This window comes from Salinicola sp. V024 (assembly GCF_052645315.1).
This window is the reverse complement of record NZ_JBQXYB010000005.1, coordinates 85,160-99,995: the sequence shown is the minus strand read 5'-3', so window position 1 is coordinate 99,995 and position 14,836 is coordinate 85,160. Positions and strand designations below refer to the sequence as shown.

Sequence of the window (14,836 nt, the reverse complement as noted above, 5' to 3'; positions counted from 1 at the left end):
GCAAGACCCGGCTGCGTCCGAGCCATCCAGCATGATGCTGAATAGGCGCCGGATGGTGGCGGCAGGATACGCACAGACTCATTTCCCACTGCCTCAATCCAACGTTGCTGGAGGCCACCATTCCGGCAGCAACGCCTGGGCCTCTCGCCGGGCAAACCGATCGTCGAGCAGATGAATCACCCCTTCATCCGTTCCGGAGCGGATCACGCGACCGGCCGCCTGCACCACCTTCTGCATGCCGGGGAAAAAGTAGGCGTAGTCGTAGCCATGGCCGTAGAGCGTCTGCAGCCGGGCACGCATCTGCTCGTTGACCGGGTTGACCTGGGGTAGCCCCAGCGTGGCCACGAACGCCCCGATCAGGCGATCGCCCGGCAGATCGATGCCCTCGCCGAAGATCCCGCCCAGCACCGCGAATCCCACGCCTTCCCCGCTCGTCTCGAACCGCCCCAGAAACGCCTCGCGGGCGTCATCGTCCATACGTGACGCCTGACGCCATATCGGAACCTCGGGGTGACGCTCGGCCAGCCGGTCGGCGACCTGCTCCAGATAGGCGAAACTCGAGAAGAATGCCAGATAGTTACCGCGGGTTGCCCGGAACTGATCGGCGATGCGATCCGCCAGCGGCGTCAGGGATGACTCGCGGTCGGTGTAGCGGGTCGATAATCGCGCGGCGATTGTGACCCTCAGCTGCGAATCCTGAAACGGCGATGCCAGCGTCATCCAGAGGGCATCGTCGGGTACGCCCAGCAGGTCACGATAGTAGGCTTCGGGTGCCAGGGTCGCGGAAAACAGGGTGCCGCCATGGGCTGCGGCAAAACGCGGCGCCAGGAACGGCGCCGGCACCACGTTGCGTAACGTCACCCGGGCGCCGGTATTGCGCTGGCGGCCACGGGGAGACTGCCGCGTCACGTCGCAGATCGAGTGATCGCCGAACACGTCGGCGACGCGACAGAAGTGCTGGGCGTCGAACGCGAACCGTTGCAGCTCGCTATCCAGCGCGATCGGCTGCTCGCTCTGATACTCGACGATCTGCGAGACGGCCTGTTGCAGTGCATTGATCAACTTGCCGGGCAGCGTCTCGAGCACGCGATATTCGACGTCACTTTCCTCCGCCAGCGCTTGCCAGACGGACGCCACTCGCGACAGCGGCCTCTTGAGCGCCGCCGGCAGCGTCGGCTTCAGCCGCCGGAAGGCGGCATGATCGAGCGTCGCGCTATACATGCCCCGCCCCCGCTCGACCAGATTGTGCGCCTCGTCGACGAGCAGCCCGACCTGCAACTGCTGCTGCTGACTCAGGGCGTAGAGCATGGCGTGAAAATCGAACCAGTAGTTGACGTCGCCGATGACGACGTCGGCCCAGCGTGCCATCTCCTGACCCAGATAGTAGGGGCAGATTTCATGGCCGAGCGCGATGTCTCGCAAGCCGGCCCGATCCAGCCAGCCGCGCTCGACCGCCGCCACGCGCGCCTCGGGCAGCCGATCGTAGAAACCATCGGCCAGCGGGCAGGAGTCACCGTGACAGGCCTTGTCCGGATGCTCGCAGGCCTTGTCGCGGGAAGTCAGCGTCAACACGCGCAGGGGCACCGCTTGGACTGCGCTATCGATATCGTCGCACCAGGGTTCGCCCGGGCCGGCCCCGACGAGCCCTTGGCGTTCGGCACCCAATGAACGCAATGCATCGAGCGCCAGGCGCTGGCCAGTGTTGCGCGCCGTCAGAAAGAAGATCTTGTCCAGCGGCTCGCCCGGCATCGCCTTGAGCATCGGGAATAGCGTCCCCAGCGTCTTGCCGATCCCGGTGGGCGCCTGCAGCATCAGCCAGCGTCGGGTGTGAATCGACTTGTAGACCGTTTCGGCCAGCGGCCGCTGACCGTCGCGAAATCCGGCGAACGGGAAGCGCAGCGCCTGCAACGCGCGATCACGCCGCCGCCGGTGGGCCAGTTCCTGTTGCGCCCAGGCCAGAAACGCCTGACAGAGTGTCTCGAACACCTCTCGCAGCTCATCCGCCGAACAGGACTCGCTCAACGGGGTTTCGCGCTGGCTGACGATATCGAAGTAGGTAAGCGTCACCGTCAGTTGATCCAGGCCCCGCTCGGCACAGAGCAAATGACCGTAGACCTTGGCCTGCGCCCAGTGCAGCGCGCGCTGGTTGGCCGGCTGACGGGAGAGATCGCCACGATGCGTCTTGATCTCCTCCAACCGATTGGCGGCGGGATCGTAGCCGTCGGCGCGGCCGCGCACCTCCAGATGGCGATAGCTACCTCGCAGAGCGACTTCACGTTCGTAGCGTTCGCCGCGTCGTTCCCCGACCAGTTGATGACCGGCAATGCCCGCCTGCGCAGAGGGCGACGGCGTGAAGCGCAGATCGAGATCGCCGCGCTTGGCCGCGAATTCACACAGCGCGCGAACGGCGATCCGGTAGCTCAAGAAAGCACTCCCGCCATGCTCTCATCGTCGCTCGCGGCTGCCGTTTCGCCGTTTCGGGCCTCCCAGGTGACGTAGCAGACGCTGACTGGCATATCGTGACGGGCGAAGAACTGAAGCCAGCGTTTCTGATTGTCCTGCAGGCGATCGCCGGGGCCTTTGACCTCGATCATGCGATACGCCGGCGACTCGCTCGTGCGGGCGTCCGGCGAGTCATCGACAGCGGCCGGCCAGAACTGGATCAGGTCCGGCATCCCGGCGCGATTGGCGCGAATATCGCCGAGCAGACGCTCGAACCAGAGGCGAAGATGACTGGCGGGAATGCACTGCAGAGCCAGCTCCAGCACGCGCTCGTCGAGCGCCTCCCAGAACACGAACGGTGACTGGATGCCGCGTTTGTCGTGATAGCGGCGGCGGATGATCTCCGCATGATCGCCCCGTTCAAGCGTCTCCAGGCAGCCATCGATCAGTTCGCGACGACGGGCCTGAAAGTCCATCTCGAACAGATCGGTCGGCCCGCTATGAAACGGGTGGAAGAATGCCCCTGGCAGCGGCGCGAAGATCGCCTCCCAGCAGAGCAGCCCGAACAGGCCGTTGACGAGCACGTTCTCCACATAGCAGACCGGCGCCTCGTCGCGGGTGAGATGCCGGGCCACCGCCAGCTCGACGCTGGATGCCCGAGGCAGTACCAGATCGAGACGCGGTGGTTCCGGTGCCTTCGTGCGTCTCGCTGAAGCCACGCCCAGTTTGCGCCGCAGCCGCGGCAGCACGCGTTCCAGCGCCTGACTCTCCGCGGCGCTGACGGGCGCTGTCTCGGCCTCCCTGGCCAGTGTCAGCGCATCGTTCAGTTCCTGCTGCGCTTCGAGCACGCGAATCTGACGGAGCCGAGCTTCCGGCGCCGAGCAGTCTCGATAGAGCGCCAAGGCCTGATCGAGCTCGCCCTGACGCTCGAGACGATAGGCCAGCTTGTAGATCAGCCGGCCTCGCCGGCGCTCTAGCCAGTCGTTGTCGAACGCGATTCGCGGGATATCCGGCAACAACGACTCCATCGGCTCGTCGGCGTCGAAGCGCTCGCGACAGCGGTGAAGATGATGATAGGCCTCAAGTTCCTCACGCCGGGAGAACGCTCGCGAGGCGGCATCCAGCTCGACGGCCTCGAAGCGATAGACGCCGAGTTCCGCCAGGACGAATTCCGACCAGTGCTGACGCAGGTTGCCGAAAAACATCAGCCGGAACCGCTCGCACATGGCGTCGACGTTCAAACGATAGTGACGCTCTTCCAGCGTCGGCAGCCACTCGGCCAGCGGACGAGGATCCGGCGACTCCGCCTGCAACGCCAAAAGCCAGACACGCTTGCCGGCACTCTTGCCGATACCGAGTTCCGCAAACCACGGGGCCATGTCGGCGGCGATTTCCGCTCGAGTCACCAGCGTGAACAGGGTTTCCAGCGTCAGCGGCGCGCCCTCCTCGATCAAGCCGGCCTCGAGCAGCGGGCCTGCCGCGTGATGGCTGTCGCCGATCTCGGCATAGACCAGGCGACTGGCGCGAAAATCGGCGCCCTTGCGCATGACCATCCGCACCAGCAGCGCCTGAGAGGCTTGAGGCAAGCATTCGAAAGCGGCAATGAACGCCGATTCTTCGGCGCTCAGCAGATCCGCGTAGCGCGACGTCAACCAGTCGAGCACGCGGCGGAAGTTGGCGAGATAGTAAAGCGGATCTTCGAGCGTCGGCAGCGCCATGGGGTCCCCAGCGTCGGACTCAAAACACTGGGTAAGTATACAGACCCTGCGCGAACGTTCGAAGCCTTGGCGCGGCTACTCCCCCAATTCCGTCTTGAGTTCCTGCCACAGACGGCGATAGGCGTGAGTGGCACGGCTGCGAGGTGCCAGGTCCGCCAGCGGCCGGTTTTCGAGACTCATCCGCTCGATGTCGCTGGCGTAGGGGATCCAGTTCTCCAGCGTCCGCCCCAGGGCCTCGGGCGGCGAATCGATCCAGTCGCAGTGCAGGCGCCGACGCCGATCGACCAGATTGAAGAACGGCAGGACGCGTTCGCGCTGGCGCTTCTTGAGATCGAGATGTGTCAGCATCCGGGAGAACGCCTGCACCGACAGCGGGCTGGGAATCGTCGGCACCAGGATGCGATCGGCGGCGCGAATCAGCTGTTCGGCCAGAGTGGAGAGCCCGGGCGGGCAGTCCAGAATCATCAGCGCGTACTCCTCGCTGAATGGCTCGATCAACCGTTTGAGATGCTTGTCGCCCTCGGCCTTGTCCTCGAGGATCCGGTCGAGCTCGCGCAAACGCATGTCCGCCGGCAGCAGATCGAAACGCTCCCAGGGGGTATGCTGGACCTGCTCACCCAGCGGGGACTTCCCCGACAGCAGCTTGCCGACCTTGCGGCTCATGCCGTTCTCTCCGCCCAGTATCCAGGTCGAGGCCCCCTGGGCGTCGAGATCCCACAACAGTACAGGCAGGCCATCACGATTGGCTTCGCGGGCCAGATTGACGGCGGCCGAGCTCTTGCCGACGCCGCCCTTGAGATTGTGCAGTGCCACCACTTTCATGATCGAAGCGTTCCGGGTCGACGTCGTCGGACGGTGACGGGAATTCTACGGTGCCGCGGGATCGGGAGCGATGACAATCTGGTGACATAACGATGACAGTCGATGGCGCTCGATCCAGCGGCGCTTGCTCTCGGCGCTCAGCCGTTTGATCGACGCCTCGAGCTTGAGCGCATCACTGTGGTTGCCGACCACCTGGGCGTGGCGCAGAGTCAATGGCCCCTTGCCGCGCAGCGCCCGGGCGCCACGACCGCGGGCGTGCTGATCGACTCGTCGGGCGACATCGGTGGTGATGCCGGTGTAGAGCGCGCCATTGGCCATCTCGACCAGATAGAGATACCACTGGCGCGGCTCGACGGGTGGCGCCGATGGCTCGACCGGTGGCGCCGACGGGTCGGCGGTCGTCGACATGCGCTGTCAGCTCGCGGCCAGGGCCGAGCGCATCTTGCCGATCACGCCGTCGTAGCGACTGGGATCATCGAGATTTCGCGCCTTGAAGATCGCCGAGCCGGCGACGAACGTATCGGCCCCCGCTCTGGCGATCTCGGCGATATTGTCCGGGCCCACGCCCCCGTCGACTTCCAGCCGGATTGGCAGGCCGCTGGCGTCGATGCGCCGGCGCGCCTCGCGCAGCTTGTCGAGCGCCGCGGGAATGAAGGACTGTCCACCGAAGCCGGGGTTGACGCTCATGATCAGGATCATGTCGACCTTGTCCATGACGTAATCCAGATGGGAAAGCGGCGTTGCCGGGTTGAACACCAGCCCCGCCTTGCAGCCGTGGCTGCGAATGAGCTGCAGCGAGCGGTCGATATGCTCGGACGCCTCCGGGTGGAATGTCACGTAGCTGGCCCCGGCATCGATGAAATCGCCGATCAGCCGATCTACCGGCTTGACCATCAAATGGCAGTCGATCGGCGCGGTGATGCCATGCTTGCGCAGCGCCTCGCACACCATCGGCCCCATCGTCAGGTTGGGTACGTAGTGGTTGTCCATGACGTCGAAATGGATGATGTCGGCGCCCGATGCCACCACGTCTTCGACCTCCTGTCCCAGACAGGCGAAGTTGGCGGACAGAATCGAGGGGGCAATCTTGAAATCGCGCATGAGCGAAAAATCCTTATGCAGGCTGGCTTCTGGCGCTCATTCTAGCGCACGCTTTGCGATCTTTGGCGCCGCCGGACGTAAAACCACTGCGCCACCGAAGACGATGACGCGGTTGGCGTCGACTCTTTCTATACTGCATCTGGCCTTGACCGCGCGTATCCCGTCGGTCACATACAACAACGACGCTTCTGGGGGACATTTCATGCCTCGCTTCATTGCTCCCGCGCTGCCCGCTCGCCGGGTCATTGCGCTCTCCGTTTTCTGCCTGACCACCGCTGTCTCGGCGACATTCTCGATGGCGTTTTCGACGCCTGCACTGGCCCAGTCGGCGATCCTCGAGGGCGAGCGCTTCCATCCCCAGGTCGGCGAACACGCCATGGTGGCGACCAGCCATTATCTGGCTTCGCAGATCGCGCACGACGTGCTCGAAGGCGGTGGCAATGCCGTCGATGCGGCCGTTACTGCCGGATTCGCGTTGGCGGTGACACAACCCCGCTCGGGTAATATCGGTGGCGGCGGATTCATGCTGATTTCTGACGAAAAAAGCGACAAGGTCATCGCCATCGACTATCGCGAGAAGGCACCCGCCGCGGCCTACGAAACCATGTTCCAGAACGAACAGGGAGAGGCCGTCTCCGAGCTTTCGCGCTACACCCACAACGCGTCCGGCGTGCCTGGCACGGTTGCCGGGCTGGCCCTGGCGCTGGACCAATACGGCACGCTCACGCTGGCGCAGTCGCTCGCCCCGGCGATCAAGCTGGCCGACGAAGGCTTCGTCATTCCGCCGCGCTTCGCGGAGGGGCTGGACGAAGCTCAGGATCGACTCAAGCAGTGGGACTCCACCCGCAAGGTGTTCTACAAGTCGGACGGTTCGCTCTATCGTGCCGGCGAGCGATTCCGTCAGCCTGACCTCGCCGCGACGCTCAAGCGCATTGCCGACAAGGGCCCGCGGGAGTTTTACGAAGGCAAGACAGCCGAGCTGATCGCCACAGAAATGAAGAACCACGGTGGCCTGATGACGGCGAAGGATCTGGCCGATTACCAGCCGACGATTCGCGAGCCGGTGCACGGCACCTATCGCGGTTACGACATCTACGCCATGAGCCCGCCCTCGTCCGGCGGCGCGCATATCGTCCAGATGCTCAACATCCTTGAGGGCTACGACATTCACGCCATGGGCTTCAATTCGGCGCGGACGATCCATGTCATGAGCGAGACGATGAAGCGCGCTTATGCCGACCGGGCCGAGTATCTCGGGGATACCGATTTCGTCGATGTGCCGTTGAAGGGCATCACGTCGAAGGCTTACGCCGAAGAACTGCGCGCGCAAATCGATCTCGACCACGCCACGCCGAGCAAGGAGATCGCCGCCGGTCATCCGCTGCCCTATGAGTCCAACGAGACCACGCATTTCTCGATCGCCGACGATAGCGGCCTGGCCGTTTCCAATACCTACACCATCAATTTCAGCTACGGCTCGGGCATCGTCGTCGACGGCGCCGGCTTTCTGCTCAACAACGAAATGGACGATTTCTCGGCCAAGCCCGGCACGCCCAACGCCTACGGCCTGATCGGCGGCGAGGCCAACAAGGTCGAACCGGAGAAGCGCATGCTCTCCTCGATGACGCCGACCATCGTCAAGAAGGATGGCAAGAACTTCCTGGTGACCGGTAGCCCGGGCGGCTCACGCATTATCACCACTACGCTCCAGGTGGTGATGAACGTGATCGACCATGGCATGAATATCCAGAGCGCGGTCAGCGCCCCCCGGATTCACGACCAGTGGCTGCCGGACGAGATCCGCATCGAGGACGGCATCAGCCCGGATACCATCGCTCTGCTCGAAGCGATGGGCCACAAGGTGAGCCAGCAGGAAGCAATGGGCGCGGCGCAATCCATCCTGATCGAGGATGACGGCACCTTCACCGGCGGCGCCGATCCGCGACGCTCGACGTCATCGGCCATGGGTCTTTGAATGGGTCTTTGAACGGGTCTTTGAATGAGTCTCTGAATGAACCTCTGATCCGACGCCAACGATCTGCAGCGCCATCGAGGGTTTCGAGGTGCGGCGGATCGCTGGCGTCGATTCAGTATCATGCCGCCGGGAACGCCGCATGCGCACAGGAGTCCCGATGCCGATTGTCATCATTGCCATCGCCGAATGGTTCGGCACCGCACTGTGGTTCACGCCCAATGCGGTGATCGACGATCTCCAGCGCCTGTGGCAGCTTTCTTCCGGCGACCTGGGCTGGCTGACCGGCGCGGTGCAGTTCGGGTTTCTGCTCGGCACGCTGGCTCTCGGTCTCAGCGGCCTTGCCGATCGCACGCGGGCCAGCCGGCTATTCGCGCTGGCATGTCTGATCGGCGCCCTTTCCAACGCGTTGCTGCCCTACGCCAACGGCCTGGGGTCGGCGGTCGGGCTGCGCGTGGTGACCGGGCTATCGCTCGCCGGCATCTACCCCATCGGTATGAAATTGATGGTGGGCTGGGCTCCGAATCGCACCGGCCTGGGCCTGGGCCTGGCATGGCTGGTCGGCATGCTGGTCCTGGGTACCGCGATGCCGCATCTGCTGGCCGGGATGCACTGGCTGACGCTCTGGCTCGCCTCGCTGCTGGCGCTAATCGCTGGTATCGCCGTGTGGCGACTGGGTGATGCCCCGAGCGGGTCGAAGGCATCTCCCGCCACATCATCGCACCTGGCCGGGCTGGGGGCGTTCCGCATCGCTGATTTCCGTCGTGCGGCCGGCGCCTACTTCGGCCACATGTGGGAGCTCTACACCCTCTGGACGCTCATCCCATTGCTACTGATAGCCGTAGATCCGACGATCTCCTCGAGAACGCTGGCGCTGACCTCGTTTGCCCTGATCGCAATCGGCGCTCCCGGCTGCTGGTTCGGCGGCTGGATGAGCCAGTACCTTGGCAGCCGCCGAGTCGCCGCCGCAGGACTGACGGGCTCGGCGCTTTGCTGTCTGGCGTATCCCTGGCTGGCGCCTCATATCGGCTACGCCCCGCTAGTCGGATTTCTGGGCCTGTGGAGCCTGCTCGCGGTAATCGACTCGCCGCAGTTCTCGGCGCTATCCGCCGGCGCCTGTCCACCGACACTGGTCGGTAGCGCGCTGACGCTGCAGAACGCCATCGGCTTCGCCATCTCGGCCGCCTCGATTGGCCTGCTGGTCCCGGCGCTCTCCACCTGGGGGGCGACGATTGCCTGGTGGTTGCTGCCCGGGCCACTGCTGGGTCTGGTCGGACTTTACCGGATCGGCAAGCCGTCTCGCAGGGCTCACCTCGAGCCAGTCTAGGAAGCGCATCTCTTCTTGGGTTCTTGGGTGGAGCCTTATGGAATAACCGCGCCAATATATAATAAAAGGTTCTATCAAAACGAATTGTCATTCCATTCGGGTTTATTTAGCCTTGCCACTATCGCTAATAATTCGTAGGGAACTGACACATGTTCGGGCTTTCCAGACCTCGCTCGCTATTCGCCGCCTCCGCCTTCGGACTGACCCTGGCGCTAGGCGCCCTGTCGCCTGCGCAGGCCCAGGAAGAACCGCGGGAGCTGCTCAACTCCTCCTATGATATTGCCCGCGAGCTCTTCGCCGCGGTCAATCCGAAGTTCATCGACTGGTGGCAGGCCCAGCACGACGAGACCGTCAGCGTGAAGCAGTCCCACGGCGGTTCATCGACCCAGGCGCGTTCGATCATGCAGGGGATGCGCGCCGACGTGGTGACGTTCAACCAGGTCACCGACGTCAACGTACTGGCCGACGCCGGCCTGGTCGCCAAGGACTGGCAGGATCGTTATCCCAACCACGCCTCGCCCTACTACTCGACCATCGCGTTTCTGGTGCGCAAGGGTAATCCCAAGCACATCGAGAACTGGGACGACCTGGCTGGCGACGATGTGTCGCTGGTCTTTCCCAACCCCAAGACCTCGGGTAACGGCCGCTACACCTATCTCGCTGCCTGGGGCTACGCCGACAAGACCTTCGACGGCGACGAGAGCAAGATCGAGGACTTCATGAAGACGTTCCTCGGCAACGTCGAGGTGTTCGATACCGGCGGGCGTGGCGCAACCACAACCTTCGTCGAACGCGATATCGGCGACGTGCTGATTACGTTCGAGTCCGAGGTCAATAACATCCGCAACGAATACGGCAAGGACGACTACGAGGTGGTGGTACCGCCGGTGAGTATCCTGGCCGAATTTCCGGTGGCCGTGGTCGACGAGTATGCCGAGCGTAACGGCAACGAAGATCTGGCCAAGGGCTATCTCGATTATCTCTATACCGAGGAAGCGCAGCGCCTACTGGCCGGGTTCAACTACCGCGTCAACGACGAGAAGGTTGCCGAAGAATTCAGCGACCGCTTCCCGCAAACCGAACTGCTGCGCGTCGAAGATGTCTTCGGCAGCTGGCCGGAAGCGATGAAGACGCACTTCGCCAGCGGCGGTGAACTGGATCAACTCCAGCGCCGATGATCGCCCAGGCTCTCACGCGACGTCGCGAACGCCGAGTACTGCCGGGCTTCGGCCTGTCGCTCGGCATCTCGCTGACCTTCGTCTCGCTGGTTCTGCTGCTGCCCCTGACCAGTCTGGTGGGGCAGCTTTCGCAGCTGAGCTGGTCGCAGTACTGGTTTCTGATCACCGACCCGCGCCTGCTGGCGAGTTACACGGTCACGCTCCTCGCCGCAGCGGTGGCCGCCCTGTTCAATGCGGTCTTCGGGCTGCTGATGGCATGGGTGCTGGTGCGCTACGAATTCCCCGGCAAACGTCTGGTCGATGCGCTGATGGATCTGCCGTTCGCGCTGCCGACGGCGGTGGCGGGGATCACGCTGGCAACGCTCTACTCCAGTAACGGCTGGATAGGCCGGCTGCTGGAGCCGCTGGGCCTTTCGGTTTCCTACACCTGGATCGGCATCGCGCTGGCGATGGCCTTTACCAGCATCCCGTTCGTGGTCCGTACCGTTCAGCCGGTGCTCGAGGACCTGCCGGCCGAAGTGGACGAAGCCGCGATGACCCTCGGCGCCAGCGATGGCCTAGCGTTTCGCCGGGTGATTCTGCCCTACCTGTGGCCGGCGCTGGTGACGGGTACCGGCCTCGCCTTCGTACGCTCGCTGGGGGAATTCGGCGCGGTGATCTTCATCGCCGGCGGCAAACCCTACGAGACCGAAATCACCTCGCTGATGATCTTCGTCAAGCTGCAGGAGTACGACTACGCCGGCGCTTCGGCGGTCGCCTCGATCGTGCTCGCGACCTCGCTTGCCCTACTGCTCGCGATCAACCTGTGGCAGGGACGTTTCATCAAGCGACTGCATGGAGGGCGCGGCTGATGATCCGAATCGGTGATGCACCGCGCGTCCGCCGTTTGTTGATCGGCGTGGCGCTTGCGCTGACGGCACTGTTCCTGCTGCTGCCCTTGGTGGCAATCTTCGCCCAGGCGTTGATGAGCGGCATCGATGTCTACTGGCAGAATCTGAGCGACACCTACACCCTGGCTGCGATCGGCCTGACGCTGCTGGTCGCGGTGATCACGGTGCCGGTCAATCTGATCTTCGGGGTGTTTCTGGCCTGGCTGGTGACTCGCTTCGCGTTCCCGGGGCGACGCCTGCTGCAGACGCTGATCGATATCCCGTTTGCCGTATCGCCCGTCGTCGCCGGCCTGGTCTACCTGCTGCTCTACGGACGCAATGGCTGGCTCGGCGGCTGGCTCGACGCCCACGATATCCAGATCATGTTCGCCTGGCCGGGGATCGTGCTGGTGACGGTGTTCGTCACCTGCCCGTTCGTCGCCCGTGAACTGATTCCGCTGATGCAGGCCCAGGGTTCGCGTGAAGAGGAAGCCGCGGTGACGCTCGGTGCCTCCGGCTGGACGATCTTCCGTCGCGTCACACTGCCGAACATTCGCCACGCGCTGCTCTACGGCGTGATCCTGACCAATGCCCGCGCGGTCGGCGAGTTCGGTGCCGTCTCGGTGGTCGCCGGGGCGATCCGCGGCGAGACCAACACGTTGCCGCTGCAAGTCGAACAGCTCTATCAGGACTACAACACCGTCGGCGCCTTCACCAGCGCCTCGCTGCTGGCGCTGTTGGCACTGCTGACGTTGGCCGCCAAGGCGGCACTCGAATGGCGCGCCGCGCGCCGGGAGACCGCGACATGAGTATTCGCATCTCGCAGATCGACAAGACCTATGGCAATAAGGGCCAGGGTCATAAGGCCGACGGCCGCACCCGCGCCCTGGAGCCCATCGACCTCGACATTCACGATGGCGAGCTGATCGGGCTGCTCGGCCCCTCCGGCTCCGGCAAGACCACGCTGCTGCGTATCGTCGCCGGACTGGAGCAGGCCGACGGCGGATCGATCCACTTCGGCGAGCGCGACGTGACCCACGTTCACGTGCGCGATCGGCGTATCGGTTTCGTGTTCCAGCACTATGCGCTGTTTCGTCACATGAGCGTGTTCGACAACGTCGCCTTCGGTCTCAACGCCATGCCGCGTTCGCAGCGGCCCTCGACCGGCGAAATCCGCACCCGGGTGATGCAGCTGCTCGAGATGGTTCGCCTGCAAGATCTGGCCGAGCGTTTTCCCTCTCAACTTTCCGGTGGCCAGCAGCAGCGCGTGTCGCTGGCACGCGCCCTGGCCCTGAAGCCCGACGTCCTGCTGCTCGACGAGCCGTTCGGTGCCCTGGACGCCAAGGTCCGCCAGGAGCTGCGTCGCTGGCTGCGCCATCTCCACGAGGAGCTGCACTTCACCAGCCTGTTCGTGACGCATGACCAGGAAGAGGCGTTGGAGCTGTCGGATCGCGTGGTGGTGATGAGCAATGGCCGGGTCGAGCAGATCGCGACGCCGGATACGCTCTATCGCCAGCCCGCCAACCGTTTCGTGTTCGAGTTCCTGGGCGACGTCAACCGGCTCGAAGGCGATATCGAGAACCAAGTACTGACCTGCGGCAATGCGCGAGTGGCGGTGCCCGGCGTCGAGAATGGCCGCCGGGAACTGCTGCTGCGCCCCCATGAGGTTCGCCTGGACGAACAGCCCAGCGCCCGCGCGCACTTGCCGGTCAGCGTCACTGCGGTAGTGCCGGTCGGTGCCGAGGTGCGGATCGAGCTGGAGGCGGACTGGCTCGGCGAACCGTGGCTGGCGACGATCAGTCATGCCGATTTCGAACGTCTGGCGATCACCCGCGGCAAACGACTATTCGCGCAACCCAGCCGTCTGCATCGCTTCGATACGCCGCGCCCGCAGACACTGGCGCCGTTATCGGTTTCGTGAGAGGAGATCGCCCGATTCGCCTTCGGAATTTCCGTTCGGCGCTTGCCCGCGTTCCGGAAAGTGGCGGACAGTGTCTATAATGGGCGCATCCGCCCCCACGATTCGAGAGGTTAGCGTTATGCGTCAATGGTTTGCGCTCAAATGTACCGCCACGTTGCTACTGCTTGGCCTGCTGACGGCCTGCGCTCAGAGCCCGCAGATTCTTTCCGTGAGCCCCAAGGTCAGCGGCGGGTTCCCGCAAGCCGGCAATGGCCAGTCTGTCTCGCTCGAGGTGGTCGACGGCCGCGACAGTAGCGTCATCGGCACCCGATCCGGCACGGCATCGGCAACCTCGACGATCACCGTCGAAGCCAACGACGTGATTCCCAAGATCCGCTCGCAAGCGGAAAATGCTCTGCGCGGCATGGGCTTCAACCCGACCAGCCAGAACAATGGCGGCCCCTCGCTGACACTGACGCTGGCCGAGCTCGATTACGCCCGGGGCACCGCCGAGCAGCCGATGTTGGGCGCCTCTCAGCTGCAGGCGATCATCCAGGCCGATGTCGCCAATGGCAACAATACCTATAAGGGTCGCTACACGGCCAAACGTTCGCAGAGCTACGCGCTCAAGCCGGACTGGGATACCAACAACCGCATGGTGAGCGAACTGTTGAGCAACGCTCTCGACCGCACCTTCCGCGATCAGCAGCTGGCCAATCTGCTGGCGCGCTGATACGTCGACAGCCTTGACCGGAAATGAAAAACCGCCTGCTACGGCAACGTAGCGGGCGGTTTTGTTATTCGATCCAACACGGTCGGTGTTTCGATGATCGTGACGGTACGCCGCTAGTTCGCGGGACCTCGCCTCACCATCTTCCACACGCTTTCGGTCAGGCCATCCTCGGCTGGCGAGACGTCACACAGCGTCAGCTCGAAGTTGGGCGACATCAGCGACTCCACTTCCTCGTGCGTCACGCTGAACGGCGGGCCGCGCTCGGGATCGTCGTGGGTCAGGGTGATCAGCAGCCCCCGCCCGCCCGGCAGCAACAGCTGGGCCAGATGATGGGCGTAGCGCTGTCGCGCCGCCAGCGGTAGCGCGACGAGAGCGGCACGATCGTAAAAGCCCGCCAACTCGGCGGCATGGTCGACCTGAAATCGGAACACATCGCCGCACCACAGTTCGATATTGCCCTGGCGGGTGCAATCGAACCCTGACTTCCCGGACTCTGGCTGACGATAACGCAGTACAGGCTGAGCACTCTGGGCGACGAACTGCTCGATGGCCAGCGGCGAGAGTTCGATCCCCAGCACCGGATGACCATGCTCGGCCAACCAGCGCATATCCCGGCTCTTGCCACATAGCGGCACCAGAATCCTGGCCTCGGCCTCCAGACCGATCGCCGGCCAGTGAGCCGTCAAAGCCGGATGAGGCGCCTCGCGATGAAACCCGATGCGCCCCTGTTGCCACCGTTCGAGCCAATCCGCTGCGGTCACGAGGCACTCCCCG

The 14,836-nt window shown here is 64.0% G+C and carries 13 protein-coding genes; 7 read left to right on the top strand and 6 right to left on the bottom strand.

The window, feature by feature from the left end:
* Positions 1-93: 93 nt before the first annotated feature.
* The 5 genes from ACUN9V_RS09770 to rpe form a co-directional block, all read right to left on the bottom strand.
* Positions 94-2,424, bottom strand: a complete 2,331-nt coding sequence (locus tag ACUN9V_RS09770; protein WP_445511258.1) for an ATP-dependent DNA helicase — start codon at positions 2,422-2,424, stop codon at positions 94-96.
* Positions 2,421-4,160, bottom strand: a complete 1,740-nt coding sequence (locus ACUN9V_RS09765; RefSeq protein WP_445511257.1) for a VRR-NUC domain-containing protein — start codon at positions 4,158-4,160, stop codon at positions 2,421-2,423. Before ACUN9V_RS09765 ends, ACUN9V_RS09770 begins: the two co-directional genes overlap by 4 nt.
* A 75-nt stretch (positions 4,161-4,235) precedes the next feature.
* Positions 4,236-4,982, bottom strand: a complete 747-nt coding sequence (locus ACUN9V_RS09760; RefSeq protein ID WP_075561971.1) for a ParA family protein — start codon at positions 4,980-4,982, stop codon at positions 4,236-4,238.
* A 45-nt stretch (positions 4,983-5,027) separates the two neighbouring features.
* Positions 5,028-5,390: a GIY-YIG nuclease family protein gene (locus ACUN9V_RS09755; RefSeq protein ID WP_445511256.1), complete on the bottom strand. Its 363-nt coding sequence runs from the start codon at positions 5,388-5,390 to the stop codon at positions 5,028-5,030.
* Positions 5,391-5,396: 6 nt separating this feature from the next.
* Positions 5,397-6,083: a ribulose-phosphate 3-epimerase gene (rpe, locus tag ACUN9V_RS09750; protein WP_075561969.1), complete on the bottom strand. Its 687-nt coding sequence runs from the start codon at positions 6,081-6,083 to the stop codon at positions 5,397-5,399.
* A gap of 295 nt (positions 6,084-6,378) precedes the next feature.
* Here rpe and ggt point away from each other — a divergent pair, with 295 nt between their 5' ends.
* From ggt to ACUN9V_RS09715, 7 genes are all read left to right on the top strand, one after another.
* Positions 6,379-8,058 carry a gamma-glutamyltransferase gene (gene ggt / locus ACUN9V_RS09745; protein ID WP_445511340.1) on the top strand — a complete coding sequence of 560 codons (1,680 nt, stop codon included), beginning with the start codon at positions 6,379-6,381 and terminating at the stop codon, positions 8,056-8,058.
* Between the two features lie 157 nt (positions 8,059-8,215).
* Positions 8,216-9,382 (top strand): MFS transporter, encoded by a 1,167-nt coding sequence (locus ACUN9V_RS09740; RefSeq protein WP_445511255.1) that lies wholly within the window; start codon positions 8,216-8,218, stop codon positions 9,380-9,382.
* 149 nt (positions 9,383-9,531) lie between these two features.
* Entirely contained in the window at positions 9,532-10,560 is a 1,029-nt protein-coding gene (cysP, locus tag ACUN9V_RS09735; RefSeq protein WP_445511254.1) for a thiosulfate ABC transporter substrate-binding protein CysP, read from the top strand.
* Positions 10,557-11,411 (top strand): sulfate/thiosulfate ABC transporter permease CysT, encoded by an 855-nt coding sequence (gene cysT, locus ACUN9V_RS09730; protein WP_445511253.1) that lies wholly within the window; start codon positions 10,557-10,559, stop codon positions 11,409-11,411. Before cysP ends, cysT begins: the two co-directional genes overlap by 4 nt.
* Positions 11,411-12,238 carry a sulfate ABC transporter permease subunit CysW gene (gene cysW, locus ACUN9V_RS09725; protein ID WP_445511252.1) on the top strand — a complete coding sequence of 276 codons (828 nt, stop codon included), beginning with the start codon at positions 11,411-11,413 and terminating at the stop codon, positions 12,236-12,238. The genes cysT and cysW overlap by 1 nt, the downstream gene beginning before the upstream one ends.
* Positions 12,235-13,350: a sulfate/molybdate ABC transporter ATP-binding protein gene (locus ACUN9V_RS09720; RefSeq protein ID WP_445511251.1), complete on the top strand. Its 1,116-nt coding sequence runs from the start codon at positions 12,235-12,237 to the stop codon at positions 13,348-13,350. Before cysW ends, ACUN9V_RS09720 begins: the two co-directional genes overlap by 4 nt.
* Positions 13,351-13,468: 118 nt before the next feature.
* Positions 13,469-14,062, top strand: a complete 594-nt coding sequence (locus tag ACUN9V_RS09715; protein ID WP_075561963.1) for a YajG family lipoprotein — start codon at positions 13,469-13,471, stop codon at positions 14,060-14,062.
* 113 nt (positions 14,063-14,175) lie between these two features.
* On the opposite strand, the gene ACUN9V_RS09710 is transcribed toward ACUN9V_RS09715, so the two are convergent.
* Positions 14,176-14,823 carry a thiopurine S-methyltransferase gene (locus ACUN9V_RS09710; RefSeq protein ID WP_445511250.1) on the bottom strand — a complete coding sequence of 216 codons (648 nt, stop codon included), beginning with the start codon at positions 14,821-14,823 and terminating at the stop codon, positions 14,176-14,178.
* Positions 14,824-14,836 lie beyond the last annotated feature (13 nt).

Bases quoted from the DNA above. Each gene is read 5' to 3' on its own strand.
- ggt (WP_445511340.1), top strand. From the start codon at position 6,379: ATGGCGTTTTCGACGCCTGCACTGGCCCAGTCGGCGATCCTCGAGGGC.
- ACUN9V_RS09760 (WP_075561971.1), bottom strand. From the start codon at position 4,982: ATGAAAGTGGTGGCACTGCACAATCTCAAGGGCGGCGTCGGCAAGAGC.
- cysW (WP_445511252.1), top strand. From the start codon at position 11,411: ATGATCCGAATCGGTGATGCACCGCGCGTCCGCCGTTTGTTGATCGGC.
- ACUN9V_RS09755 (WP_445511256.1), bottom strand. From the start codon at position 5,390: ATGTCGACGACCGCCGACCCGTCGGCGCCACCGGTCGAGCCATCGGCG.
- cysT (WP_445511253.1), top strand. From the start codon at position 10,557: ATGATCGCCCAGGCTCTCACGCGACGTCGCGAACGCCGAGTACTGCCG.
- ACUN9V_RS09765 (WP_445511257.1), bottom strand. From the start codon at position 4,160: ATGGCGCTGCCGACGCTCGAAGATCCGCTTTACTATCTCGCCAACTTC.
- ACUN9V_RS09715 (WP_075561963.1), top strand. From the start codon at position 13,469: ATGCGTCAATGGTTTGCGCTCAAATGTACCGCCACGTTGCTACTGCTT.
- rpe (WP_075561969.1), bottom strand. From the start codon at position 6,083: ATGCGCGATTTCAAGATTGCCCCCTCGATTCTGTCCGCCAACTTCGCC.
- ACUN9V_RS09740 (WP_445511255.1), top strand. From the start codon at position 8,216: ATGCCGATTGTCATCATTGCCATCGCCGAATGGTTCGGCACCGCACTG.
- ACUN9V_RS09720 (WP_445511251.1), top strand. From the start codon at position 12,235: ATGAGTATTCGCATCTCGCAGATCGACAAGACCTATGGCAATAAGGGC.
- cysP (WP_445511254.1), top strand. From the start codon at position 9,532: ATGTTCGGGCTTTCCAGACCTCGCTCGCTATTCGCCGCCTCCGCCTTC.